The following is a 25,993-nucleotide window of genomic DNA, read 5'->3' as shown; positions in this document are numbered from 1 at the left end:
ATTGGATAAATTCACTTCCTTTTCGTAGCAAAAAACCGCTTCATCAAGTCTGAAGCTTCCTCTGCTAAAACACCTCGTTTTACGACAGTTTTTGGATGGAGTTGCGTACCCATTTTTAAAAAACCGCGACTTTCATCGCTTGCCCCAAAAACAATTTTAGAAATCTGACTCCAATACAAAGCACCGGCGCACATCTGGCAAGGTTCCAGTGTAACATACATCGTGCAATCCTTTAAATATTTACCTCCAAGATAATTTGCCGCTGCGGTAATTGCCTGCATTTCAGCATGAGCAGTGACATCGTTTAGCAATTCGGTTAAATTATGACTTCGCGCGATAACAACATTGTTAACGACAACAATGGCACCTACAGGAATTTCGCCTTTATCGAAAGCTATTTCAGCTTCCTGTAAAGCTTTCTTCATGAAGTACTCGTCAGTGAAAGGGTTTATCATAGTATCGACCGCGAATTCGCAAATTTTAAAATCTCTGTGAATCTTCGCTTTTTTTGTGAATCTTTGTAAAACAAGTTATTTTATCGAATGTAAAAATACAAATTCAAATCGTACATTTGCTTTATGCCAGACAATTTACTTTTAAACATTGATTCTCCCTATGATTTGCGCCAACTCGACGAAGCTCAACTTCCACAGCTAGCCCAAGAATTACGTAATTTTATCATCGATGTTGTTTCTGTAAAAGAAGGGCATCTTGGCGCTAGTTTAGGCGTGATGGAACTCACGATCGCCTTGCACTATGTGTTTAACACACCCGATGATTTATTGATTTGGGACGTGGGGCATCAGGCATACGGACATAAAATACTGACCGGAAGAAGGGATAGTTTTCATACCAACAGACAATTGGGCGGGATATCCGGTTTCCCAAAAAGAAGCGAGAGTATTTACGACGCTTTTGGCGTAGGCCACTCCTCCACTTCTATTTCTGCTGCTTTAGGAATGGCAATTGCCTCTAAGCTAAAAGGAGACGTCGACAAACAGCACATCGCGGTGATAGGAGATGCTTCTATAGCTTCTGGGATGGCTTTTGAGGGATTAAATCATGCCGGAGTTACTGATGCAAACTTATTGGTAATCTTAAACGACAACGCTATCGGAATTGATCCGAGTGTAGGTGCCCTGAAAAATTACCTAACTGCAGTGAAAAACGGAAAAAATCCGAGACAAAACAATATGATCAAATCCTTAAATATCGACTACTCTGGTCCTATTGACGGACATGATATTTTTGCCGTAATTAAAGAACTGAAACGTTTACAAAAAATAAAAGGACCTAAATTCCTTCATGTGATTACCACAAAAGGTAAAGGATTAAAACAAGCCGAAGAAGATCAGGTAAAATACCATGCCCCTGGAAAATTTGATGCTAAATCTGGAGAAATCCATAAAAAACAAGAAGAAAACCTTCCTCCAAAATACCAAGATGTTTTTGGTTTAACGCTATTGGATCTAGCGCGCAAAAATGAAAAAATAATAGGAATCACACCCGCTATGCCCTCAGGAAGTTCCTTGAAGTTCATGATGGACGCTTTACCGGAGCGCGCCTTTGACGTGGGGATTGCCGAGCAGCACGCCGTTACCCTTTCTGCCGGAATGGCAACGCAGGGAATGGTGGTTTTTTGCAACATCTACTCCACTTTTTTACAAAGGGCCTACGACCAAGTGATTCACGACGTCGCCCTACAAAACCTACCTGTTATTTTTTGCTTGGATAGAGCAGGACTCGTAGGAGAAGACGGAGCAACCCATCACGGCGTTTTTGATTTGGCTTATTTGCGTTGTATTCCCAATATGATCGTCTACTCTCCACTGAACGAAATTGGACTACAAAACATACTGTATACTGCCCAATTAGGTTTAGACCACCCTATAGCAATACGTTACCCTCGTGGTCGTGGCGTCCTCGCAGACTGGCAATCCAAAAGCTTCGGTAACTATGAAAAAATTGAAATCGGGAGTGCTAATTGCTTAAAACACGGAACTGAAACTGCAGTCTTATCGAATGGCCCGATAGGCAAGAATGTAACTATGGCATTAGCCAATTTAAACAATCCAGCAACTATTGCTCATTACGATTTTGCATTCGTAAAACCATTGGATGAAAAAGAATTACATACTATTTTAAAAACCTTTGAAAAGATTATAACAATCGAAGACGGCGTTATAAAAGGGGGCTTTGGAAGTGCAATTCTAGAATTTGCAGCTAAAAATAAGTATACTTCAAAAATACAATTGCTGGGAATTCCTGACGAATTCGTAGAACACGGAACTGTACTAGAACTACAACAATATTACAATATTGACGTTAAAAGTTTAGAAATAGTTTTTTCAATTGATTGAAAATAATTATTTTGCGCCCCTAAACACCATCAGCTTATAATGAAATTACTGTCTTCGTCCCTCCTATTTTTCACATTGCTATTATCTGTAAATATGTTTTCTCAGAAAATTATTACTTCTATAGATAGCCCTAAAAAAGTCGAGATAGATACTCTTTCTCACTGGGTAAATAAAAACCGAATTGGATTTGACATTTCTGAAATTGCCTTTGTCAATTGGAATGCCGGTGGAACTAGCTCCATTTCAGGATTACTAAAAGGGAAATTTAATCGCGTATATACCAAAGACAATTACAACTGGACTAATGAATTGATTGTACGTTATGGCCTGAACAAACAAGATGGAATTGAATTGCGAAAAACAGAAGATGTACTGCAGTTAAGTTCTGCTTTAGGATATCGCAAGGACACATTATCGAACTGGTTCCATACTGCAAAATTCAATTTCGCTACCCAATTCACAGATGGATATGCGTATCCAAATAAGGATATTTCAGTATCCAGACCATTTGCACCCGCTTATATATTCTTGGGACTTGGAGCGGAATATGCTTCAAAAGACAAACACGAATTGCTTTACCTATCTCCTTTTACTTCCAAAATAACAATGGTATTAGACCAGAGGTTAGCTAATCAGGGTGCTTTTGGTGTTAAAAAAGCACTATATGATTTAGATGGAAATCTAATTGCTGAAGGAGAAAAATCAAAAGTGGAACTTGGTTTTCTATTAACTGGATTTTATAAAAAAGAAATATTCAAAAACATCACTGTTGAAAACAGACTTAGTTTGTACTCTGATTATATAAATAAATTTGGCAACATTGATGTCGATTATGACCTGACTTTAGAGTTAGTGGTAAATGAATATGTCAAAACAAACATTGGAGTTCATGTTATCTATGATGATGATATTAAAGCCAAAGAGGAAGTCAATGGCAAGCAAGTCACAGTAGGACCAAAAACACAATTAAAACAAGTTCTAGGAGTGGGAATTGTCTATAACTTTTAAAAAAAGTCGGTTTGTATTTCATACAAACCGACTTTTTTTAAATAATTAAATTTAATTTAAAATGAGCTTTTCAACATAATTTAAAGAATCTCCACTGATTTTCAAAATATAAATCCCCGCTTTAAGACGACTTAAATCAATACTCTTTTGACTATTAAACTCTTCGTTTTTAGCGTTGAAAACTTCCCTTCCAGTGATATCTATTACTTGAATATCTACTTTACCAAAGTATTTACTTATCCGAACATTTATTTGCCCATTAGATGGGTTTGGAAAAACTGTCATCACATCATCACTATCAAAATCATTGACTCCTAAAACGCAATTAGACCCTGCAACTGGCATAGTGAAATCTTCCACTTGATCATCCCCTACATTTCCATGACCAGCAGAAGCCTTCGCCCCTAAACCTCTCGCAGCAAACACTTCCCAAATCATACAATAATCCTTACCGCCTGTAATTGCCTGATCAGCTGCTATAATTGCGTCACGGGCACTTACGAAAGTTGGACTACATGGCTGTAATTTTATACCATCAAGAACAATTCGCATTAATTTATTGTTTCCTCCAATACCCGAATATTTATTATCATCATATCCATATTTATTGATATACGCCCATGTTAAATCCCATAAAACAGTAGTCCATACCGAACCTGTACCGTGAATTTCTGTCTGTATCACCCCATCTTTATCCGTATATTGGTAGTTATTGGTATTAGCATACGTCATTGGGTTTATAGTTCTATCTGTAGAATACGGATAGTTTCTTATACCTACACCATCGATAGCTTGATTTGAAACAAACGTTCCAATACCCTTTTTAGCCTTACCTGAATCACCTGCCTTAATTTGCAACATCAGAGCGAACCAGTCAGACCAACCTTCTCCCATTTGATCGGTATTGTCTAAACAACTGGAGTTACTTGCCCCTCCAGATAATCGTATTGAAATACCATGCCCATATTCATGTGCAATAATTCCATTATCGAAATCCCCGTCTGTATTTATAAATGAAGATTGCGGTAATTGTAATTTAACATTAACGGCTTGTGTTTTCATTTCGTCAATAATTTTTTCCCCAATTACCCTTGTCATACTGACAACAGGAATAGTGATTGTCGCATCCGCGCCAGACATCCCGATAGTTCCTTCCACATTATTCACAATAATTAATGCTACAGCACCTGCATCTTGCGCTGCTTTTGATTTAGCAACAAAAGTACAAGTACCTCTTCTCAAAATAACAATTTTACCATTCATGTCAGCCGCATTTACAGGGGCTGCGCAACCGTCAGACTGTCCTGTAGCATCAAGATAAAGCACTAAATCTGATTGTATAAAAGCAGGAACTATTGGCAATCCCACATGACCTGGGTCAAATGAATTTTGTCTCGCAGGGTAATCGCCGGCAATAGAGCTCGGAGAATTTATTATAACAGGTCTGTTTTCAGCAGAATAATCCCATAAAAACATTTGCATTCTTGGTTTTGCTCCATCAACTGGCGCATAGAAATTTGCGTTATTTACGCTTTGAGGCGTAGCTTTAGACCCATCTTGAGCATCAGAATAAACAAAATCTGTAGCTTTTCCGCCTTTTCCATAATTATTTTGTTGAAAGTTCCCGCTCGTCTCATCAAAACCATATTGATACCAAATGTCATGCATGACGTTATTCATATAGAATAAATTTGTATTTGCCGCATCGATATAGCTTGATGCATCAACATTTACACCTCCATAAGGAAAGTCAAATAGTAAAGATGCTCCTCCGTCAGGACTAGATCCGCTATTAAAATTCTCTCCGCCAAAATCAGCCTTTGTCCATACGTTATTTCCTCTTGTATAAGTATATTCTGCACCCGCAACACCATTAACGTCATGCCAACCGTAAGGAGAAGCCACACCATCTGCAGGATTTGAGATTAATTGTCTAGTACTATGATTTGGACTTTCATGATTAAAAGGAATTACGCGGTAGGAGCCCGCCAATAGAGTCGATGAAGCAGCTGAAAATAATTGTTTGTACGAATTATCAAAAAAATCAGTTGACACAGCTGTCTTTTCACCTATTACAGAATTACTATCTTGCTGATCAAATTTACAAGAAATAATAAAATCCTTTTTCTCCAACATTTTCCCACTTACCGCGTCAATTCTCACACTCCAAACATGATCGTGCGAGGGTGTTTCAATTGTGAAGTCCCAAGCCAATATCAATTCATTTTCATTAGAAATGTGATAAACTAAATTAGCAGAAACAGGCTCCTCGCTACCAAAACCATTGCTGATTTTAAATTTATGTTGTTCAATGGTTTCTATAATAGTGAAGGGAACTGAGGCGGTAATACCTAATAAAGCATAAGCCTTAACTAAGGCGTTTGTTACTGAAAGAGATGGTTTTGTTGTATTTACTTTTCGAGATAAATTAGCGACAAATCGTTTTTGCGCACTAATTACCTGACCTTCTTTAATAGAGAAATTAGAGATCGCTCTATAAATTTCAATTCCATTATATCTTTGAACTACATAACAATTATTAATCGCTGTAGTTGTAGCGCTCCCTTCGCTTTGGATTACCCAATCCTGAACGTCCATTTTAGAGAGCCCAATTTTAGCACTATTCGTGTTTAAATATCTTTGAATAACTTCCTTATTTGATTGAGAATAAGAGATAAAGGAGATCAATAAAAAAGTTAGGAAAGTAATTTTTTTCATAAGCTGCGGTTTGTTTGTTTTTTTATTAGTGCAGCAAACTTAATTATTAATATCTGATTTAACAATTAAGAGTTGATATGTTTGATTTTTAACGTCAAAACTCATTAATCCTTCTTCTTTCCATTTATCGTTTCAAATAACTCCAAAGCATTTCCGTCCGTAAGCAACGAAACGAAATGACAGATATGAAGCAATCTTTCATACAGGTCCGCTTTTTCGAAATGGTGCTTCTCCGGTAGTAATTTTAATATTAATGCATCATAATTGGATGCATTTCCATTGAACTTGTTATCGTACGCCGTGATGAATTTATCCAATAACGTTTGTATAATTTGGTAACCCACAATCTCTTTCTCGATAACTTCCCTACTCTGATAAATATTGTTCACACTAATACTGATGATATCATCCATCTGTGCTTTATACTTGCTTTTATCAGTTAATGCAAAAGGGAATTTTCCGTTTAAAATTGCCTCTTCATTGTCGATGAAAACTTTTACTGCGTCATTAATCAAACTACCAATTGCCAAAGCACGCAAATAACTGATGCGATCTTCCTTAGTAGTAAGTGTTTTATATTTAGAAGTATCAATACTATCTTTCACCAATTTAATCAAGTATTCCAAAGCAAAATCTTCGGAGACTAATCCAAGGTTGATTCCATCTTCAAAATCAATAATAGTATAACAAATATCATCTGCTGCTTCTACTAAATAAGCAAGTGGATGTCTTTCAAATCCAATATCGTCTCCAGTTTTATTTGGGATTAATCCCATATCTTTTGCAGCTTCTTCAAAGAACTTTTTGTCCGTTTGAAAGAAACCGTACTTTTTATCAGCTATGTTTTTGGTTGGTTTCTTAGGCAAACTTTCTTTTGGGTATTTCATGAAAGCACCCAGCGTAGCATACGAAATTCGAAGACCTCCCTCGATTCCGGGACGACTTGCAGTCAATACAGCAAAACCATTTGCATTCCCTTCAAAATCGATTAAATCCTGCCATTGTTTTTTAGACAATTTGTCCTGGTATTTTTTTCCGTTTCCAATGGAAAAATACTCTCCAATAGCTTTCTCACCAGAATGTCCGAAAGGCGGATTCCCTATGTCGTGCGCCAAAGATGCCGCAGCAACAATAGCCCCAAAATCATTCATATGAAAACCATGAGCTTCTTTTAAATGCGGATATTTCTCAATTATTTTCTTTCCAACTAATCGTCCCAAAGAACGACCAACCACAGAAACCTCTAAACTATGCGTCAAACGCGTATGCACAAAGTCAGTTTTTGAAAGCGGAATCACCTGTGTTTTATCTTGTAGACTTCTAAAAGCAGCCGAAAAAATAATACGATCATAATCTACTTCAAATCCTAAACGGGTATCATCTTGTTCAATACGTAATCGTTTACTTGTGTCGCCTTGGCGTTTTAGTGATAAAAGTTGTTCCCAGTTCATACTGTATTTTTCGAATTTGAATAATTGGATTATTTTTCAAAGATAAAGAAATAGCGATAACATAAAATAGCTTTCGGTTGATTTCTCAAACGACACAAGAAAACAAATTTATATCAAAACAGCATTTTCTTTTACGTCTTGACAGCACTTTCATTTAGGAGCGTAAATCACATAACGGCTTTATTTGCCCCGCCAAATGCTGTATAAATACGTTTTTGATTTGTAATTTTATCACTTCAGGAATGGAGACACAACTCCAAGAAGAGTGTTTAGAAAAACTAAAACTACAATTACAGACCATTTTGCGTCAGGAATCGGTATATTTTGCGTCTTATCACAGAGCCGTTTGGATAAAAAAAGACAAAAAATTTCAAATAAAAAACAATTATGCTGTATACAGGTCAACTCAATGAATTCATACGATTAGCCGAAATTGACGCTACAAATTGTGATTTACTAAAAGAAAAAATCACTGATGGCTTGAGTGTCATTTGGTCTCTGGACGAATTAAAGATTAAAGTTGACGGAAGCGAACATGTTTTTCCAGCAAATTCGGTTTTGTTTTTAACTGAGTACCATAAAGTGGAAGTTTTAAGCGTAAACAGTGCGCGATTAATTCGGTTCAATAGAGCGTTTTACTGCATTGCGGATCATGATAGCGAAGTGGGTTGTAAAGGAATTTTGTTTTTTGGTGCCTCCCAATTCCCAAAAATTGCTATTCCAGATGCCGAGTTAGAAAAATTTGAAATCCTTTGGAAAATGTTTGCCATCGAAATGGTTTCTAAAGACGATTTGCAAAACGACATGTTGCAAATGATGCTGAAACGCCTGCTCATATTATGCACTCGCGTGTACAAAGAGCAAACGGAGTTAACAACATTCGACAAAAAGCAATTGGATATAGTACGCGAATACAACTACTTAGTCGAAAGCAATTTTAAAACCAAGCACCAAGTTGCGGACTACGCCGAAATGCTGAATAAAAGTCCGAAGACGTTATCAAATTTATTCAAAAAATACAACGAAAAATCGCCTTTACAAATTATTCAAGACCGCACTATCCTTGAAGCACGCCGATTGTTACGCTATTCCGACAAAAGCATCAAAGAAATCGCTTACGAAATAGGCTACGAAGACATCCAGTCTTTCAGTCGGTTTTTCAAGAAAGCAGAAGGCGTTTCCCCATCTGATTTTAAAAAAATAGTTTAATTCCTTTTTTCAGGAGCTAATCCAGCTATCCACTATATCTTTTATGCTGAACCCCAGCATAAAAGGATGCCGCTCCTATCTGGGCTAGGGCGTTTTGAGTAGCAAGTCATTCTTATTTTATAATAGAACACGACTACACAAAGAATCTCCACTACTGTTTGTCACGCTGAAAGCGTCTCAGCAAAGTAGCTCTGCAAACTGTCACAATTACCGTTTGTCACTCTGAAAGTGGCTCAGCAATCTTGAGACGCTTTCAATGTGACAAACTTTGAGAAGTAGTGAACGAAAAAACAGAACATTGTTAATAGCAAACTAACTTTATAATAGAACACGACTACGCAAAGAATCACTAACACCGTTTAAACCCTCAATTTAGTGGGATTGCTTCGTTCCTCGCAATGACCTATTGCGAACGTTACTTGGCAAACAATCATCACTACTATCTAATTCCTTCGTTTAGTGAGATTGCTTCGTTCCTAGCAATGACTCCTATTGAGAATAAAACGTCATTGACTAGCCCTGATTGAAGTGGAAATCCTTTTTATTTTTTCTTTAAAAATAAAAAGATTGCAGCGCAAAGCGGGACGGATTTTCTTAAAAATATGCTGTTTTCTGCTCCTAAAACTAAAAAAACACGCTTTTTTGGCTAAAAAAGGGCTAGAAAGGAAGAATGAACAACTCCTCGGGAAATGTGGTCTAACTTCAAGCCTTCCTTTCGTCGCACCTTTGTATCATCAAACTGAAACAACAGGAATTATGCAAACAATACAAACAATCATAGCAAGCTTTAGAAACATTTTAGGGCTGAAAACTATAAAAAACACTCCGCAATTAATTGCAATTAATCAAGAAAGTTTTTGTCAGAATATGGCAATCACCGATTACTACTGTAACGAAAGCAACTTATTTATATAATTATTAATTCAAACAAAAAATAAAAAACATGTCAAATTTCAACGTACCAACAAGAGAAGAAGTATCAGCAAACAATCAAGCAATCTTTGATAACCTAGAAAAAGGACTAGGATTTGTTCCTAATTTATATGCTTATTTCGCAAAAAGCGAAACAGCTTTAGGAGATTACTTAGCTCTTCAAAATAGAAAAAGCAGCTTGAAAGCCAAGGAGAGAGAAGTGGTGAATTTGATCACTAGCCAAATAAATGGTTGTCTATATTGCCAGTCGGCACATACTGTTTTAGGAAAAATGAATGGTTTTACTGATGACCAAGTAATTGAATTACGAAAAGGATCAGCCACTTTTGACACGAAGCTAGATGCTTTAGTAAAATTTACAGCATCAGTTGTTGAACACAGAGGAAAAGCAACTCCAGCATCTAAAACTGCATTTTTTGAAGCAGGATACACTGAGGTTAATATGATTGATGTTGTCGTGGTTGTAGGTGATAAAATCATTAGTAATTACATTCACAATCTAGCTGATTTTGCAATTGATTTCCCTCTTGCTCCGGCACTATAATTTTTAATTAATTCTTAAAAACAACTAAGATGATACAACATTTAGACAAATCAAATTTTGATTCCACAATAAACAACAATGACGTGGTGCTAGTAGATTTTTTCGCAGACTGGTGCGGGCCTTGTAAAGCTTTGCATCCTGCACTTGAGGAATTAGCTACTGATTTTGACGGTAAAGCGGTGATTTCAAAAATTAATGTAGACAAAAACCCAGAGCTTGCAGCACAATTTAAAGTACGCAGCATTCCTGCTATTTTCTACTTTAAAAATGGAGAAATTGTAGGAACTCAAAACGGAGTTCAAAGCAAATCAGTGATGACAAGTCATTTAAAAAACATTATAAAAGGGTAATATCATGGGAAAGAAAATAAACATAAAAAACCTACCTACAGGATACCAATCTTTAATTACAAACGGTAGACATGCCATTGTGGGTGACGAGCCTATGGCAAGCAAAGGAACTGACTTAGGGTTTTCTCCTGAAGATTTAATCTTGTCAAGTATCGCGATGTGCAAAGTGGCAACAGTGCGCTACATTGCTAGAAAAAATAATTGGACAATTGGTGAAGTCGATGGCGAGTTTGAACTTAATGTAAAACGTGGCGAAGGCGGCAAACTTTCTACTCATGTTACGGCCAAAATAAAGATTGAAGGCGACTTAACTGCAGAGCAAAAAACCGAATTACTAAAACAAGCCGATGCGTGTTATGTACACCGCATGATTGAAGGTGAGTGGAATATTGAAAGTGCACAGGAATTAATAATAACCGAAGCGGTCACCGCTTAACATAGTATCAAGTACAACGATTACAAATAATCTAAATTAAAACAAATGAAAAATTTAAAATCAGCATTACTAGTAGCATTCATTACTTTATTTTCAAACGGAATTTTTGCGCAAGTAGACGCCATTGACAAATCAGGTTTAGCCATTGGAGGATATGACGTCGTGGCTTACCACAAAGACAATAAAGCGATGAAAGGATCTGCTGTAAACACAGCCAAAATTGAAGCAACAACGTATTATTTTGCATCTAAAGAAAACGCAAAAGCTTTTAAAGCAAATCCTAAAAAATACCTGCCTGAAGTTAACGGATATTGCGCTTGGGGTGTAGCCGAAAAAGATTCTAAATTTTCTATCAATCCTGAAACTTTTAAAATTGTAGATAATAAATTATATTTATTTTTTAACGGAGACTTCAACGGAACGCAAGTAAACACGCTAGACATCTGGAATAAAGAGGAACCTAAATATCTGAAAGCTATTGATGAAAAATGGGCTTCAATTAAATAATACCACGATTATATACCACCACAAAAATTGAACACAAAGGGTTTGGCGTTACTACGCTAAGCCCTTTGTTGTATGCGAACAAATCAGACAATATTTGCTAAAAACGGTCTTATTTTAGTACTTTTGAGAAGCTTTTTTAAACAAAACAATTCAAAATAATGAAAAAATTTCTCAAAATAACTGCTGTTATAATTCTGATCCTCGTTGTCTCGCTTGTAGGTTTTTTATACTTCTCGAGTAAACCACTTCCAGAAGGAGAAAAAGGAATAGAAGCCGAAGCACTTACAGATAAAATTCAGGACGCTATTAATCAAAAAGCTTGGGATTCTACCGCTGCAGTTGCTTTTACATTTAGAGGAAATCACCATTATCTTTGGGACAAAAAACACAATTTGGTCCAAGTGGAATGGGATGATACAAAAGTTATTTACAACAACCAAACTCTAGAAGGGCTTGCTTATAAAAACGATAAAAAACTGACCGACACGGATAAAACGGACGCTATAAAAAAAGCTAATGATTACTTTAATAATGATTCTTTCTGGCTTATTGCTCCCTTTAAATTGCGTGACGCTGGAACTGCCAGAAGTATCGTGATGCAGGATAATCAAGAAGCATTAATGATTACCTACGCTTCTGGTGGTAGTACACCTGGAGATTCTTATGTATGGTTAGTAGATGAAAATTATGTCCCTAAAGCATGGAGAATGTGGGTTAGTATCATTCCTGTGGGCGGACTAGAAACCAGTTGGGAAGATTGGAAAACATTTCAAAACAATCTAAAAATTGCCACAAATCATAAAGGACTAATTGATTTAAAACTAGAAAACGTTAAAGCAGGACAATCAATAGAAGAGATTAATGATGGTATAAATCCGTTTACTGAACTATAATTTTTAAAATAACTTGTTATTTTAAAATCAAAAAGGAGACACATATTGTCTCCTTTTTTTATTCCTTTTCTTACCTAGAATCTAAAAATTTAAAGCAGTGCTGTGCTTGATTTCACCCATCACAAAAATGGTCTGCGTATTCCCGATGTTTTCAATTGTAGACAATTTATTCATTACAAAGTCTTGATAACTTGCCATATCTTTGACTAATATTTTTAACATAAAATCATAGTCACCTGCAATATTATAGGATTCTATAATCTCAGGAAGCGCTACAATATCTTTCACAAAATTGCTCCCTACATTGCGAGCGTGCTCTTTTAATCGCACGTTGCAAAAAACAATCATTCCTAGATTCATTTTTTCTTTATCTAAAAGAGCAACATATTTCATTATATAACCTTCTCGTTCTAGTCTTTTTATACGTTCATAAACTGGAGTTGCAGTCAAAAACAACTTACTCGCCAAGTCTTTTATATTAATATGAGCGTCTTCTTGAAGGTGTTTTAGAATTTGTAAATCGGTTGAATCTAGATTTTCCATAGGATAAATTACTGTTGAAACTATTATTATTAATGCTCTGCAAAACAAAATTCTGCAGTATCGTATAAATGTAGTTGTTATTACTTAACTAATGCACAAATTAAAGTATTTAATACTAAGCTAATACCTTTGTTTAGAAATAAACACTAAGAAAAATGAAAACAAACAATTTAGGTTATCCACGAATAAGCAGCAACAGAGAACTAAAAAAAGCGAGTGAATTATACTGGTTAGGTAAAATTACAGCCGACGAACTTTTAGCAACTGGAAAAAATATTCGTAAAGAAAACTGGGAACTACAACACAACGCTGGAATCGATTTAATTCCCTCAAATGACTTCTCTTTTTACGATCAAGTCCTTGATTTATCTTTAACACTTGGCGTTATTCCCGAGCAATATAAAGCTTTCGCAAAAGAGAATTCGGTTCTCGATTTGTATTTTGCCATGGCCAGAGGCGCTCAAAAAGAAGGACAAGATGTTGTTGCCATGGAAATGACCAAATGGTTTGATACAAACTACCATTATATCGTTCCCGAATTCACAAAAGACCAAGAATTTAGATTGTTTTCAGAAAAAATTATTGATGAATACAAAGAAGCAAAAACTGCTGGATACGAAACAAAACCCGTTATTATTGGGCCTGTGTCTTACTTACTTTTAGGAAAAGAAAAGCAAGAAGGTTTTCATAGAATTGACCTTATCAATAAACTGCTTCCTGTTTATTTTGATATTTTACAAAAACTACAAGACGAAAAAGCAACTTATATTCAGTTTGACGAACCGTTTTTAGCATTGAATCTTTCTGATATTGAAAGAGCAGCTTTGGTTTATACTTATACTAAAATCAACGAAAAATTCCCTAATATCAAGATCATTCTAGCCAACTATTTTGATTGCTTTGGTGAAAATTTGGCGACAGCCTTATCATTGCCCGTACATGCTTTTCACTTGGATTTAGTGCGTTGTCCTTTGCAATTAGGTGATATTTTACAATCTAATTTATTAGTTAAAAACACCATACTTTCTTTAGGAGTTATTGACGGAAGAAATATCTGGAAAAATGATTTCAAAAACTCATTAACACTTATTCAACAAGCAGTTGATGCAGTGGGAGCTGACCGTATATGGATTGCACCATCATGTTCTTTAATTCATTCACCTTGCGATTTAGATTTAGAAACAAATGACGCCACGCTAACTCCTGAAATTAAACAATGGTTGGCTTTTGCCAAACAAAAAGTAGAAGAAGTTGTCGTACTTCGTAATCTTGCTTCGAATGAAATCACCGAAGATGATCAAGCACATTATGAAGAAAACACCCTTGCTAATACCAACAGAAAAAAAGCAACCATCATTCATAATGATGCTGTAAAAAATAGAGTTGCTTCAATTGTCGAAAAACATTCTAAGAGAAACAGTCCGTTCCCAGTTCGACGTCAACAGCAAATAGCTGCGTTGCAATTGCCTTTATTCCCTACAACTACTATTGGTTCTTTTCCACAGACACCTGAAGTTCGTAGCTGGAGAGCTAAGCTTAAAAAAGGAGAGTTATCTCCCACAGAATACAATGCTTTATTACAGAAAGAAACGGAAGAAACAATTCGTTTTCAAGAAGAATCTGGTATTGATGTTTTAGTTCATGGTGAGTTTGAACGCAATGACATGGTAGAATATTTTGGAGAACAATTAGAAGGATTTGCATTTACAAAAAATGGTTGGGTACAAAGTTACGGTAGCCGCTGTGTGAAACCACCCGTTATTTATGGTGATGTGTCAAGACCCAATCCAATGACCGTAAAATGGGCGCAATTTGCACAATCATTGACTCCAAAATGGGTTAAAGGAATGCTTACTGGACCGGTAACTATCTTACAATGGTCGTTTGTTCGTAATGACCAACCGAGATCTGTAACCTGTACGCAAATCGCATTAGCGATTCGTGATGAAGTAGTAGATCTTGAAAAAGCAGGAATTAAAATCATACAAATTGACGAACCTGCTATTAGAGAAGGATTACCCTTAAGAAAAGAAGAGTGGGCTGCTTACTTAGATTGGGCGATTAAAGCGTTTAGAATATCAGCTAGTGGAGTGAGTGATGACACACAGATTCACACACACATGTGTTACAGCGAATTTAATGATATCATTCAAAATATTGCTGATATGGATGCCGATGTAATTACTATTGAATGTTCACGTTCCCAAATGGAATTGCTAGATGCTTTTGCTGATTTCAAATATCCGAACGAGATAGGGCCTGGAGTTTATGACATTCACTCACCACGCGTTCCCTCAAGTCAAGAAATGGTTGATTTATTAGAAAAAGCTGCGGCGGTAATCCCGATAGATCAATTGTGGGTAAATCCTGATTGCGGTTTAAAAACGCGCCATTGGGATGAAACTAAAAAAGCGTTGGTAGAAATGGTTAAAGCCGCCAAACAAATGCGCGTTGCTGTTAATACTACAGCAACAGTATAATTCAACACCTTAAAAAAACCCTAGCACCTTATACGTACTAGGGTTTTTTATTATTCTGCTTTTCCAAATTCTTCTGGATTATTAAAAAACCGTATGCTTTTAGCGAGGCCACTGAAAAACATCATGTATTTGATTAGTGTCATTTTTAGAGACTTAAAAAAAACGCTTATAACTGGATTTTAAAGATCCGTTATAAGCGTTTTAATTTTCAGAACTGTTTTTTATTATAGGCTGTGCAAGTCTGTTTTTGACTCATACAATTCCATTTTGTTCATTATGTAGTTAAAATTGTATTTCCTATATTAATTTGAGTATTCTTTTTAAGTTTACTGTAAAAATAGCCATCGCTCCTTGCATTTGCATATTGTTAATACCGTATGATATTGCTCTGTCATAACCGTGTACGTTTTTCAACTCACTATTCTTGGCTTCAATTTTGTATCGATGCTTTGCTTTTTCTTTGTAATATTCTGTTTCCTGAAAAGCCATTTGGTCTTGGTGTACTTCTGATTTTATGGACACCGAATAGGTTTTTGTTTTAGCTCCCTCTTTGTAACATCCATTTTTTAAAGGACAAGTTTTGCATTTTTTAACATCAAAATAATAAGTGTCAACTTGATTTGCCCCGACATCTTTGGTTCCACCTCGTGCTTTTCGTATTGCCAAATGTCCTGCTGGACAAATAAACCTGTCGGCATCTTTGTTGTAATCAAATTTATCTTCGTCTTTTCTAAATCCTTGTGTTATCGATGGATTTAGTCTGGCTACTACTTTGATATTCTGTCCGTTTGTAATTTTAAGGTTTTCTTTTCCAGAATAAGCCGCGTCTCCAATAATGGTGTCTACCTCAATCCCATTTTCCTGACTCATTTCTAAAAGTTTAGGTAATTCTGGCCCATCTCCTTTTTCTCCCGATGTAACTACAGCCGCTGTAATAATGCGCTCTTCGGTCATAGCCAAATGCGTCTTGTATCCGAAGAAGAAACTATCAGCAGACTTATGACCTGTTTTAGCGTCGGTATCTTTTGATAAAGTAAAGTTTTCTTGAGTATCTTCGACGGTTTCTTTTAGCAGGTTTAATTTTTCTTTCACAGCAGGTATTGAACTTATAGACGGCTCGTTTTCTATACGTTCTTCTAATTCCTTGCAATAAGCCAGCTCCTTTTCTAAATCATTGTCGGTATTCTTTTGGGGCATACGTCCTTTAAATTGGTCGTCAAAAGTATATACTGTTTTTCGAAGTAACTTTGAACGCTCTCTCAATACTTCTATGGCTGAAAATGGATTGGATCTTGACAAAGTATTTGTGGCATCGACTATAATAGACTTGGAACGGATGATGCCTTTTTCAACGGCTATGGTTACCGTCTTGTTTATCAATAAGTTTAATAAGTCGGTGTCCTTTAAACGTAGTTTTCTAAATTTTGTCAAAGAACTAGAATTGATAACATCGTCCTCTGGGTTCATTTCTAAAAAATACTTAAAGGACATGTCATAACGAGAACGCTCCACTACATCAACATCGGAAATGGTATAAATTGTTTTAAGTAATAGATATTTAAACATACGGACAGGACTTTCTGCCATACGTCCATTATTTGTGCAGTATTTAATTACCAACTCATCGTAGATAAATGAAAAATCTATCAACTCGTTAATTTTCCTAAGAAGATTATCCTTAGGAATTATTAAATCATATAACGAAGAATGCTCACTGAACTGTATTGTTTGCTGCTGTACTAACATCTAAAAACATTATAATTACAGTTAAATATATGAAAAAAGGAGCAGGAAAACTTCGTTTTCTGCTCCTTTTAATTAACAATTTATTCGTAAAAAGACTTTTTCAGTGGCCTCGCTTTTAGCCAGCCTCTTTTTTTTAACTACATAGGTATCTGAAAAAGTATCGTGCCAACCTCGAGGCGTCCCTCCCAAAAAGGACAAAGGCTCGAAAGGAATAAATCGGCAGAGCGTGCGTATAACAAACGTTTTAATATCCGGTTTAGAACCATCCTTTTTAACAACAACGGTTTTAGTAATCAGTTGTGCAATGGTTCTAGAAAAATAGATTTCCGTAAGGCTATAGTAGAGAATCATGATTACTACACTATAAAGAGCAATTTCTTCTTTTGACATGGTTTCGACCCAGGCAGAAACCGCAAATTTACTCGCAGCCTCAGCAATCAGAACAATAGTAGTCCCAACGCTTAAGATGATAATATACAAGAATACTAAATCAATACTAAAATTAAGAAATCGTTGTCCCCGAGTGGCGAGTAAATTATCTGTAATTGTAAATGTTGTATTTTTCATATTATCATTTTTTTTAAATATCAAAAAAGAATAAACCGAACATTAACCTACTCAAATATAAGCAATTAATATTAAAATATTAATCAGAATATTCATGATTTTAAATTTAAATTAGAGCCTTAAATACTATTCTGGCAATTATATTCATAGCCCTGATTGCAATGAAAATCCTTTTTTACGTCAGTTCGAGTTCGGCTGTAAAGCGAATATCGAGAAATAGTAAAAAAGATTGCAATGGAAAGTGGGACACGAGCGAAGCGAACTGACGAAGTAAATAGCTCCTAAAAATAAAACAGCTACCAAAAAATTGATAGCTGTTTTTGCTTTTATTAAGACCAATCTGTTGGTTTTTTCAATACATACCCATCTTTCTTTGTAACTTCATGTTGAAATTGACTATCAACTAGTTTTTTTCTACCAATAGTTAATGATCCTTTTGCGATTAAAGAAACAGATTGATTATGTCTTTTTGGCGGAAAAGCAGCAAAAACCCTCTTGTTTTTAAAAATTTCATGCACTGCTTTCATTGGCGGAACTAAATCACTATCACCTGAAATCAACATCGCCATATCATACTTGTCTTGATAAGCATCAATTAAAATTTGTGTAGCAATATTAACATCTGTCATTTTTTCATTAAATTTTGGCCAAACGTTTTGACATCTTTTACATTCAATTTTGTCAGACTGATAATTTCCAAAAAACATATTAACTCCAACAGCTTCTAACGCTTCAATGTACGTATTTTGTCTTTTCTGTTTTTCTGGATTATTACTAACTCTACTTGTAAAGTACTTCACTTCTACTAACACTTGATTAGATTGTAATAAATTGTTAGATAAAAGAATCAAATCTAGCCATTTACAATAATCTAAACCAGCATCCAACATCCCGAAATATAAGTTAAAGCCATCCACGTAAACAATAACTCTTTCTTTTTTTGTTAAAACATTTGTTTCACTCATCATTTTTTACTTATATTTGCACCACATAAACAACGCTAAAGATAGTATCTTTAGTCCGACGCCTCTTACGAGGCGTTTCTTTTTTTTAAACAACAAGAAATTAACCAACTTCTTAAAAAATAAGAACTGATTAAATCACATATAAAAACAACCCTTGCTATTAAATATTTAATTGCAAGGGTTGTTTATTTTAAACTGCTTATTAACTTCCACACATCTCACAATCATCTGGACCAGCATTTTTAGCTAGCTCGATCATTGCTTTGTATTCATCAGAAGTCATTTCTACTGCTACTTCCACCGCTGCTACAGGAGCCGCAACTGGTTTTGATTGTATTTCTATTGGTTCTACTTTTTTATCATTGTTTAATGTAAACTTAATAGCATCAACTGCCGCTTTTGTTCTTAAGTAGTACATTCCTGTTTTCAAACCTGATTGCCACGCATAAAAGTGCATCGAAGTTAGTTTTGAATAATTGGCATTTTGCATAAACAAGTTCAATGATTGCGATTGATCTACAAAATAACCGCGATGACGTGACATATCGATAATATCTTTCATCGACATTTCCCAAACTGTTTTGTACAATTCTTTCAAATCTTGAGGAATATCTAGGTCTTGAACAGAACCATTATTCCTCATTAATTCTTGTTTCATGGTTTCATTCCACAAACCACGCTCCACTAAATCATGTAATAAATGTTTGTTTACCACAATGAACTCTCCTGACAATACACGACGCGTGTAAATGTTAGAAGTATAAGGTTCGAATGCTTCGTTATTTCCAAGAATTTGAGAAGTTGAAGCAGTAGGCATTGGCGCAACTAATAATGAGTTACGAACTCCGTGCTCCATTACTTCTTTTCTCAATGCAGCCCAGTCCCAACGGCCTGACAATTCTTCATCTTTAATATTCCAAAGATTGTGTTGAAATTCTCCCTGAGAGATTGGCGATCCTTTAAATGTTGAATAAGGCCCTTCTACTTTTGCCATTTCCATAGAAGCGGTTACAGCAGCAAAGTATAATGTTTCAAAAATTTCTTGATTCAGCTTTTTAGCTTCATCAGATGTAAAAGGCAAACGCAACATAATAAATGCATCTGCTAGTCCTTGTACTCCAAGACCAATTGGTCTGTGACGTAGGTTAGAATTTTCCGCCTCTTTTACAGGATAGTAATTTCTATCGATAACTTTATTCAAGTTTTTCGTTACCCGTTTTGTTACATTATAAAATGCTTCGTGATCAAACTTACCGTTCTCCACAAACATTGGTAATGAAAGCGACGCTAGGTTACAAACTGCTACTTCATCAGGAGAAGTATACTCCATAATTTCAGTACACAAATTTGAAGAACGTATTGTTCCTAAGTTCTTTTGATTTGATTTGCGGTTAGCTGCATCTTTATATAACATATAAGGAGTTCCAGTCTCAATTTGAGATTCTAGAATTTTCTCCCACAATTCATGTGCTTTAATTGTTTTTCTTCCTTTACCTGCTTTTTCATAATCGGTGTACATTTTCTCAAATTCCTCACCATATACATCATACAATCCAGGACATTCGTTAGGACACATCAACGTCCAATTACCGTCTTCCTGAACTCTTTTCATAAACAAATCAGAAGTCCACATCGCAAAGAATAAATCTCTCGCACGCATCTCTTCTTTTCCTGTATTTTTCTTCAAATCCAAGAAATCAAAAATATCTGCATGCCAAGTTTCGATATAAATAGCAAAACTACCTTTACGCTTTCCACCACCTTGATCTACGTAACGCGCTGTATCGTTAAAGACTCTCAACATAGGAACAATCCCGTTTGAGGTACCATTTGTTCCGCGAATGTAAGAACCTGTTGCACGAACATTGTGAATAGAAAGCCCTACTCCACCTGCTGATTGTGAGATTTTTGCCGTTTGTTTCAACGTATCGTATATCCCGTCAATACTATCATCTTGCATTGCCAAAAGGAAACAAGAAGACATTTGAGGTTTTGGAGTTCCTGAATTAAATAATGTTGGTGTTGCATGCGTAAAGAATTTTTTAGACATTAAGTCATAAGTCTCTAAAACCGACTCTAAATCATCTAAGTGAATCCCAACAGAAACACGCATTAACATATGTTGTGGTCTCTCTACAATTTTCCCGTTTATCTTAAGCAAATAAGAACGTTCTAATGTTTTGAATCCGAAATAATCGTAGTTAAAATCTCTATTGTAAATGATATGCGAGTCTAAAAACTCAGCATTTTCCTGAATTACTTTGTATACATCATCAGCAATTAATGGAGCATATTGTCCATTTCTTGGGTTCACATATTCAAACATTTCGGTCATTGTTTCCGAAAATGATTTTGTTGTATTCGAATGCAAATTTGAAATCGCAATTCTCGCTGCTAATTGTGCATAATCAGGATGCGCAATAGTCATCGAAGCTGCGGTTTCAGCTGCTAAATTATCTAATTCTGACGTAGAAACTCCATCATAAAGTCCTTCAATTACTCGCATTGCCACTTTCACAGCATCTACTAAATCATTTAAACCATAACATAGTTTTTTAATTCTATCTGTGATTTTGTCGAACATTACCGGCTCTTTGTGGCCATCCCTTTTTACTACGTACATACTTTTGTTTGTTTTTAAAACAGAAAATCCCTTCGCTGTTTCTTGTTATTTGTTATTTATTTTTTGCCACTAGGGCGCTAAGGCACAATGTATTTATGCTTTAGGATTGTATCTCCGCTAGCCTCTAAAGATGCGAAGACTCAAAGTTTTTATTATTATAATCTTTCTGCTAAAACTAAGCTTTCAATTTACTTTACAGCTTAACTTCTTTGCTTCTGAAATTAAAAGTCAGCGTCAAAAGATATTTTTTGAGCATCTCCATCAGTATTCATAACCCCTGATTTTTGATATTCGGCTACTTTCTTTTCAAAGAAATTTGTTTTCCCTTGAAGCGAAATCATATCCATAAAATCAAATGGGTTTGTAGTATTATATTCTCTATTGCAACCCAATTCAACTAATAATCTATCGGCAACAAATTCTAAGTACTGCGTCATCAAGACCGCGTTCATTCCTATTAAACTTACTGGAAGTGATTCTGTAATAAATTCTCTTTCTATATTTAAAGCATCTACAATAATACCTCTAATTCTTTCTTTTGGCACTTTGTTAACCAAGTGATGGTTATGTAAGTGCACTGCAAAATCACAGTGAACTCCCTCATCACGAGAAATCAACTCGTTAGAAAAAGTCAATCCTGGCATTAAGCCTCTTTTCTTTAACCAATAAATAGAACAAAACGCTCCTGAGAAGAAAATCCCTTCAACTGCTGCAAAAGCAATTAATCGCTCTGCAAACGAATCCGATTCTATCCACTGTAAAGCCCAATCTGCTTTTTTCTTAATTGCTGGAAAAACTTCTAAAGCATTAAACAAGTCGTCTTTTTCAGCTTCATCTTTTACATAGGTATCAATCAATAACGAATAGGTTTCACTATGAATATTCTCCATCATGATTTGGAAACCATAAAAGAATTTCGCCTCAGCATATTGCACTTCGTTCACAAAATTTTCTGCAAGATTTTCATTTACAATTCCATCTGAAGCAGCAAAAAAAGCTAGAATGTGTTTTATAAAATACCTTTCATCATCATTCAGTTTATTATTCCAATCATTCAAATCTTGAGACAAATCGATTTCTTCAGCAGTCCAAAAACTAGCCTCCATTGACTTGTAGAACTCCCATATATCATGATGCTTGATAGGGAAAATTACGAAACGATTTTTATTCTCTTGTAATATTGGTTCAATTTGTGACATTGTTGTTGTTTGTTTTTTTGATATTTTAACGAATTTTTAAGTATTTCGTGTTTTACAAAGATTGTAAAATATTGCGATAATTAAAAGCCAAACTTATCCACAATCGGCCATAGTTTTGAACAAAGACGGGAAAACAGAACGTTTTTCACGAAACCATAAATACTTGTAATTCAGTGGTTTAAATTTTACAAAACCCGCTAAAGCACCGTGATATATAGGAGTTTAAAAATAGGGCGCGATAAAAAAATGGCGTTATTTCAGAATTATTTTTTCAGCTCTTCAGCCACTTTTTCAAGTTCCAAGTACCAGTCTTCGCCAAACCTTCTAACCAAGGCTTCTTTGACAAACTTATAGATTGGGACTTCAAGTTCCTGACCTAACGAACAGGCTGGATCACAAATATCCCATCTGTCATAATTGACAGCGGCAAATTCAGTGAAATCTTTTACACGAATAGGATATAAATGACAGGAAACAGGTTTTTTCCAGTCTATTATTCCTTGGTTATAAGCTTGTTCAATACCACAGAGCGCTGTTTTACCATCATAGATTACATAAGCACAATCTTTGTCGTCAATAAGAGGCGTTTCAAGATCCCCATCTGTACCTACTATCGAAGTTCCTTGCGCCTCAATAACTGCAATTCCCTCCTTACGAAGGAACGGCTTTACCTTAGGATATATTTTTTCTAAAATTTTTGTTTCCTCTAGACTTAGCGGCGCTCCGGCATCTCCGTTAACGCAACAAGCCCCCTTGCAGGCTGTTAAATTGCAAACAAAATCTTTACTTAAAATATCTTCTGAAACGATGGTTTTTCCTAGTTGAAACATTATTGTGGTATACTGAGATTATAAAGTGCAAAGATAGTCAAACTAAGACAAAGCCTATCTGTTAAATGTTGCTTTTTATATAAGCTAACACAAACCCAACATACGTTTTTTAGTTTTATTACAATCATTTGCAGCAGCGTAGATATCAAAAAAACAACTTAATTGAATGCATAATTAGAGAAATAATTATATTCGAACAAACTTCTAGCTTTACTAAGAAATCCATTGATTAGTTTACCTTTGCAAATAAAAAAATACGTTATGGAACTAGATATAAGGGAGATAATTACTGTTGGGATGGTGCTTTTTGCCGTGATTGATATCGTGGGTTCCATTCCGATTATAGTTGACCTAAGATCAAAATTTGGACATATTGAATCTGAAAAAGCTTCTTTAGCATCCGGATTTATCATGATTGTATTCCTATTTGTGGGAGAAGAGCTTTTAAAACTGATTGGTATCGATGTGAACTCATTTGCAGTCGCTGGTTCCTTTGTTTTATTCTTTTTAGCATTAGAAATGATTTTAGGAATTCGAATTTACCGTGACGAGGAAGCTAGCTCAGCCTCTATTGTCCCTCTTGCATTTCCATTAATTGCTGGAGCCGGAACGATGACGACTTTATTGTCGCTTAAATCTCAATTCCATACCGTAAACATAATTATTGCGATAATTTTAAACATTTTATTAGTTTATATTGTGCTAAAGTCATCTTCTAAAATCGAAAGAATGCTAGGGAAAGACGGCCTAGGCGTAGTTCGCAAGACTTTTGGCGTCGTTCTTCTAGCAATCGCTGTTAAATTATTCGCTGCTAATGTTAAAGGTTTGTTTGTCTAATATTTTTTTTTATAAATTTACCCCCTAATGTAGCCTGTAAATATAATCTGATTTTTCTAGGATATGTTTTAAATCAAAACACTCCTTTAATCGTTTTTTTACGACTCAGGCATAAAATACCATCTTATGAAAATCTTTACTAACATATTAGTGTTTCTAGCATTGGCGCTTATAATTTTCAATATCACATTGCTAGATTTTAATCATCCGTTTCAAGGAGACAGTATGGTAGCATTCGTTGGAATCGGAGCTTCATTCTGCGCAGTATTAATCCTTTTGATTTTTAGAATGTCTAAAAAAATAGAAGAAAAAATGAACGACAACATATAATATGTTTGACGTTTTAATTATTGGTGGTGGCGTTTCCGGAATGTCATGTGCCCTAGTATTGGGCTCTGCAAAAAACAAAAAATTTGCAACCGAAAAAACAGTCGGAATTTTTACCCATCAAAAATCATCATCTCTCCAGGAAGCTGTTTTTAATAACGCCTATGGAATTCCTGCAGAAACATTGGGCTCGGATTTATTGGCACAAAGCACACAACAGCTATCCCAACTCTATCCTCACGTCACTCAAATACCTGACGAAAAAGTCTTGAAAATTGAAGGACAATCTACTGACTTTTCCATCATAACAAACAAAAACACTTATAAAGCTAAAGTAATTGTAGTCACTATTGGCGCAGCAAATACTTTTTCAATTGAAGGACTAATGCAATTTGTCGAGCCGCATCAAAAATCATTACCCGAAAAACAAAGAATCCAATTACACAATACCGATCATAAAGTTGCCGATGGCATCTACGTAGCAGGAACTCTTGCAGGATGGAGAAGCCAACTTACCATTGCCGCAGGAAGTGGCGCAGCAGTTGCTACAGATATCCTTACGCTTTGGAATAACGGCACTCAAACACATGTTCACGACAGCATTAGATAAAACCCTTTGATTATTAGAAAATAATGTTAGTTTTACCTTTTTTACAAAACTCATTATGCTATCATATTTACTAGGACTAACAAGATTGATTCTTTTCATACTCTTTATTTCTTTCTTCTCTATCCTTTTCTATTTCCTAAGTTTATTTTGGAGTGAAAAAACTTCAAAAAGAAACGCCCTTTTTTTACGTGATTTTATAATTAAAACAACAAATTTCATTTTAGGAATCCGCACAACCGTTTATGGTAAATTACCAACAATTCAAGGATTAATCGTAGCTAATCATCGTTCTTATTTTGACCCCATAGTTATTGTAGGACACATTCATGCTTACCCTGTAGGTAAAAAAGAAGTCGAATCTTGGCCGCTCATTGGTTATATCTGTAAAATATCAGGAGTGATTTTTGTTGAAAGAGAATGTCAGGACAGCCGACAAAAAACATGCGAAAACATAAAAGAAGTCATCAATAATGGCAATTCAGTCATTAATTTCCCAGAAGGAACAACTCATGTTTTACCTACAACGGTAGACTTTAATTATGGATCGTTTAAAACTGCCACCCAAATAAAAGCAGCAATACTAGCTGTCGCTATCGATTATAAAGTAAAGTCAGATGCCTTCGTAAATGACGACACCTTTATCCCACACTTTTTAAAATGTTTTGGAAAACTCACTACCGAAATAAAAATCACGTATTTCCCGCCACTATATTCTGAAGATCCAGAATATTTATTAAAGACTTCTAAAGAGATGATAGATAAGGAACTTATTCGCTACAGGGAAGACTGGGACAATCTAACAAAGGAAGGCAGAAGTTAGAGATTTAAAGTATGTCCCACATTATATATCAGACCGC

The 25,993-nt window shown here is 35.4% G+C and carries 24 protein-coding genes; 14 read left to right on the top strand and 10 right to left on the bottom strand.

From position 1 onward, the window contains the following. Nucleotides 1–11: 11 nt before the first annotated feature. Complete coding sequence (locus tag BLV35_RS00175) at nucleotides 12–455, bottom strand: nucleoside deaminase (protein ID WP_091082926.1); 444 nt, start codon at nucleotides 453–455, stop codon at nucleotides 12–14. 123 nt (nucleotides 456–578) lie between these two features. Here BLV35_RS00175 and BLV35_RS00170 point away from each other — a divergent pair, with 123 nt between their 5' ends. Together BLV35_RS00170 and BLV35_RS00165 are read left to right on the top strand one after the other, a co-directional pair. Beyond that, nucleotides 579–2,360: a 1-deoxy-D-xylulose-5-phosphate synthase gene (locus BLV35_RS00170; RefSeq protein WP_091082923.1), complete on the top strand. Its 1,782-nt coding sequence runs from the start codon at nucleotides 579–581 to the stop codon at nucleotides 2,358–2,360. 39 nt (nucleotides 2,361–2,399) lie between these two features. Continuing rightward, complete coding sequence (locus BLV35_RS00165) at nucleotides 2,400–3,368, top strand: DUF3078 domain-containing protein (RefSeq protein WP_091082920.1); 969 nt, start codon at nucleotides 2,400–2,402, stop codon at nucleotides 3,366–3,368. A gap of 51 nt (nucleotides 3,369–3,419) precedes the next feature. Here BLV35_RS00165 and BLV35_RS00160 read toward each other — a convergent pair whose 3' ends face one another. Together BLV35_RS00160 and dgt are read right to left on the bottom strand one after the other, a co-directional pair. Then, nucleotides 3,420–6,086 carry a T9SS-dependent M36 family metallopeptidase gene (locus BLV35_RS00160; RefSeq protein WP_091082916.1) on the bottom strand — a complete coding sequence of 889 codons (2,667 nt, stop codon included), beginning with the start codon at nucleotides 6,084–6,086 and terminating at the stop codon, nucleotides 3,420–3,422. Nucleotides 6,087–6,190: 104 nt separating this feature from the next. Then, the gene (gene dgt / locus BLV35_RS00155) at nucleotides 6,191–7,537 is read right to left on the bottom strand and encodes a dGTP triphosphohydrolase (protein WP_091082908.1); all 1,347 of its coding nucleotides are present in this window, start codon (nucleotides 7,535–7,537) and stop codon (nucleotides 6,191–6,193) included. Between the two features lie 387 nt (nucleotides 7,538–7,924). Between dgt and BLV35_RS00150 the strand changes: the two genes are divergently transcribed. From BLV35_RS00150 to BLV35_RS00120, 7 genes are all read left to right on the top strand, one after another. Further along, nucleotides 7,925–8,746, top strand: a complete 822-nt coding sequence (locus BLV35_RS00150) for a helix-turn-helix domain-containing protein (RefSeq protein WP_091082905.1) — start codon at nucleotides 7,925–7,927, stop codon at nucleotides 8,744–8,746. A gap of 642 nt (nucleotides 8,747–9,388) precedes the next feature. Further along, complete coding sequence (locus BLV35_RS00145) at nucleotides 9,389–9,661, top strand: hypothetical protein (RefSeq protein WP_143031821.1); 273 nt, start codon at nucleotides 9,389–9,391, stop codon at nucleotides 9,659–9,661. Nucleotides 9,662–9,689: 28 nt separating this feature from the next. Beyond that, nucleotides 9,690–10,223: a carboxymuconolactone decarboxylase family protein gene (locus BLV35_RS00140; RefSeq protein ID WP_091082898.1), complete on the top strand. Its 534-nt coding sequence runs from the start codon at nucleotides 9,690–9,692 to the stop codon at nucleotides 10,221–10,223. 29 nt (nucleotides 10,224–10,252) lie between these two features. Further along, nucleotides 10,253–10,573: a thioredoxin gene (trxA, locus tag BLV35_RS00135; RefSeq protein ID WP_091082894.1), complete on the top strand. Its 321-nt coding sequence runs from the start codon at nucleotides 10,253–10,255 to the stop codon at nucleotides 10,571–10,573. A 4-nt stretch (nucleotides 10,574–10,577) separates the two neighbouring features. Then, nucleotides 10,578–11,009 (top strand): OsmC family protein, encoded by a 432-nt coding sequence (locus tag BLV35_RS00130; RefSeq protein ID WP_091082890.1) that lies wholly within the window; start codon nucleotides 10,578–10,580, stop codon nucleotides 11,007–11,009. Between the two features lie 45 nt (nucleotides 11,010–11,054). Next, a complete protein-coding gene (locus tag BLV35_RS00125) occupies nucleotides 11,055–11,516 on the top strand; it encodes a YHS domain-containing (seleno)protein (RefSeq protein ID WP_176980534.1) in 462 nt (153 codons plus the stop codon). A gap of 158 nt (nucleotides 11,517–11,674) precedes the next feature. Continuing rightward, nucleotides 11,675–12,409 (top strand): hypothetical protein, encoded by a 735-nt coding sequence (locus BLV35_RS00120; RefSeq protein ID WP_091082887.1) that lies wholly within the window; start codon nucleotides 11,675–11,677, stop codon nucleotides 12,407–12,409. Between the two features lie 81 nt (nucleotides 12,410–12,490). On the opposite strand, the gene BLV35_RS00115 is transcribed toward BLV35_RS00120, so the two are convergent. Next, nucleotides 12,491–12,952, bottom strand: a complete 462-nt coding sequence (locus BLV35_RS00115; protein ID WP_091082885.1) for an Lrp/AsnC family transcriptional regulator — start codon at nucleotides 12,950–12,952, stop codon at nucleotides 12,491–12,493. Between the two features lie 155 nt (nucleotides 12,953–13,107). Here BLV35_RS00115 and metE point away from each other — a divergent pair, with 155 nt between their 5' ends. Then, complete coding sequence (gene metE, locus BLV35_RS00110; RefSeq protein WP_091082882.1) at nucleotides 13,108–15,432, top strand: 5-methyltetrahydropteroyltriglutamate--homocysteine S-methyltransferase; 2,325 nt, start codon at nucleotides 13,108–13,110, stop codon at nucleotides 15,430–15,432. A 297-nt stretch (nucleotides 15,433–15,729) separates the two neighbouring features. Here the strand turns inward: metE and BLV35_RS00105 are convergent, their stop codons facing one another. The 6 genes from BLV35_RS00105 to BLV35_RS00080 form a co-directional block, all read right to left on the bottom strand. Next, nucleotides 15,730–17,178 (bottom strand): IS1182 family transposase, encoded by a 1,449-nt coding sequence (locus BLV35_RS00105; RefSeq protein ID WP_091082877.1) that lies wholly within the window; start codon nucleotides 17,176–17,178, stop codon nucleotides 15,730–15,732. Nucleotides 17,179–17,250: 72 nt separating this feature from the next. Beyond that, the gene (locus BLV35_RS00100) at nucleotides 17,251–17,745 is read right to left on the bottom strand and encodes an RDD family protein (protein WP_091082874.1); all 495 of its coding nucleotides are present in this window, start codon (nucleotides 17,743–17,745) and stop codon (nucleotides 17,251–17,253) included. Between the two features lie 329 nt (nucleotides 17,746–18,074). Next, nucleotides 18,075–18,713 (bottom strand): NYN domain-containing protein, encoded by a 639-nt coding sequence (locus BLV35_RS00095; RefSeq protein WP_218132996.1) that lies wholly within the window; start codon nucleotides 18,711–18,713, stop codon nucleotides 18,075–18,077. A gap of 199 nt (nucleotides 18,714–18,912) precedes the next feature. Continuing rightward, complete coding sequence (locus tag BLV35_RS00090; RefSeq protein ID WP_091082867.1) at nucleotides 18,913–21,333, bottom strand: ribonucleoside-diphosphate reductase subunit alpha; 2,421 nt, start codon at nucleotides 21,331–21,333, stop codon at nucleotides 18,913–18,915. Between the two features lie 221 nt (nucleotides 21,334–21,554). Beyond that, nucleotides 21,555–22,532, bottom strand: coding sequence for a ribonucleotide-diphosphate reductase subunit beta (locus BLV35_RS00085; RefSeq protein ID WP_091082863.1), 978 nt, complete (start codon nucleotides 22,530–22,532; stop codon nucleotides 21,555–21,557). Between the two features lie 263 nt (nucleotides 22,533–22,795). Then, nucleotides 22,796–23,362 carry a DUF3109 family protein gene (locus BLV35_RS00080; RefSeq protein WP_091082858.1) on the bottom strand — a complete coding sequence of 189 codons (567 nt, stop codon included), beginning with the start codon at nucleotides 23,360–23,362 and terminating at the stop codon, nucleotides 22,796–22,798. Nucleotides 23,363–23,623: 261 nt separating this feature from the next. Between BLV35_RS00080 and BLV35_RS00075 the strand changes: the two genes are divergently transcribed. The 4 genes from BLV35_RS00075 to BLV35_RS00060 all read left to right on the top strand — a co-directional run bounded on the left by BLV35_RS00075 (nucleotide 23,624) and on the right by BLV35_RS00060 (nucleotide 25,956). After that, nucleotides 23,624–24,199 (top strand): MarC family protein, encoded by a 576-nt coding sequence (locus BLV35_RS00075; RefSeq protein ID WP_091082854.1) that lies wholly within the window; start codon nucleotides 23,624–23,626, stop codon nucleotides 24,197–24,199. Nucleotides 24,200–24,325: 126 nt separating this feature from the next. Continuing rightward, complete coding sequence (locus BLV35_RS00070) at nucleotides 24,326–24,529, top strand: hypothetical protein (RefSeq protein WP_091082851.1); 204 nt, start codon at nucleotides 24,326–24,328, stop codon at nucleotides 24,527–24,529. Nucleotide 24,530: 1 nt separating this feature from the next. Beyond that, nucleotides 24,531–25,136, top strand: a complete 606-nt coding sequence (locus BLV35_RS00065; protein WP_091082848.1) for an FAD-dependent oxidoreductase — start codon at nucleotides 24,531–24,533, stop codon at nucleotides 25,134–25,136. A gap of 55 nt (nucleotides 25,137–25,191) precedes the next feature. Next, nucleotides 25,192–25,956 carry a lysophospholipid acyltransferase family protein gene (locus BLV35_RS00060; protein WP_091082845.1) on the top strand — a complete coding sequence of 255 codons (765 nt, stop codon included), beginning with the start codon at nucleotides 25,192–25,194 and terminating at the stop codon, nucleotides 25,954–25,956. Nucleotides 25,957–25,993 lie beyond the last annotated feature (37 nt).

The organism is Flavobacterium gillisiae, assembly GCF_900107635.1.
Classification (GTDB): domain Bacteria; phylum Bacteroidota; class Bacteroidia; order Flavobacteriales; family Flavobacteriaceae; genus Flavobacterium; species Flavobacterium gillisiae.
Note: the sequence above shows the minus strand (reverse complement) of the source record. Positions and strands in the feature narration are given on the sequence as shown.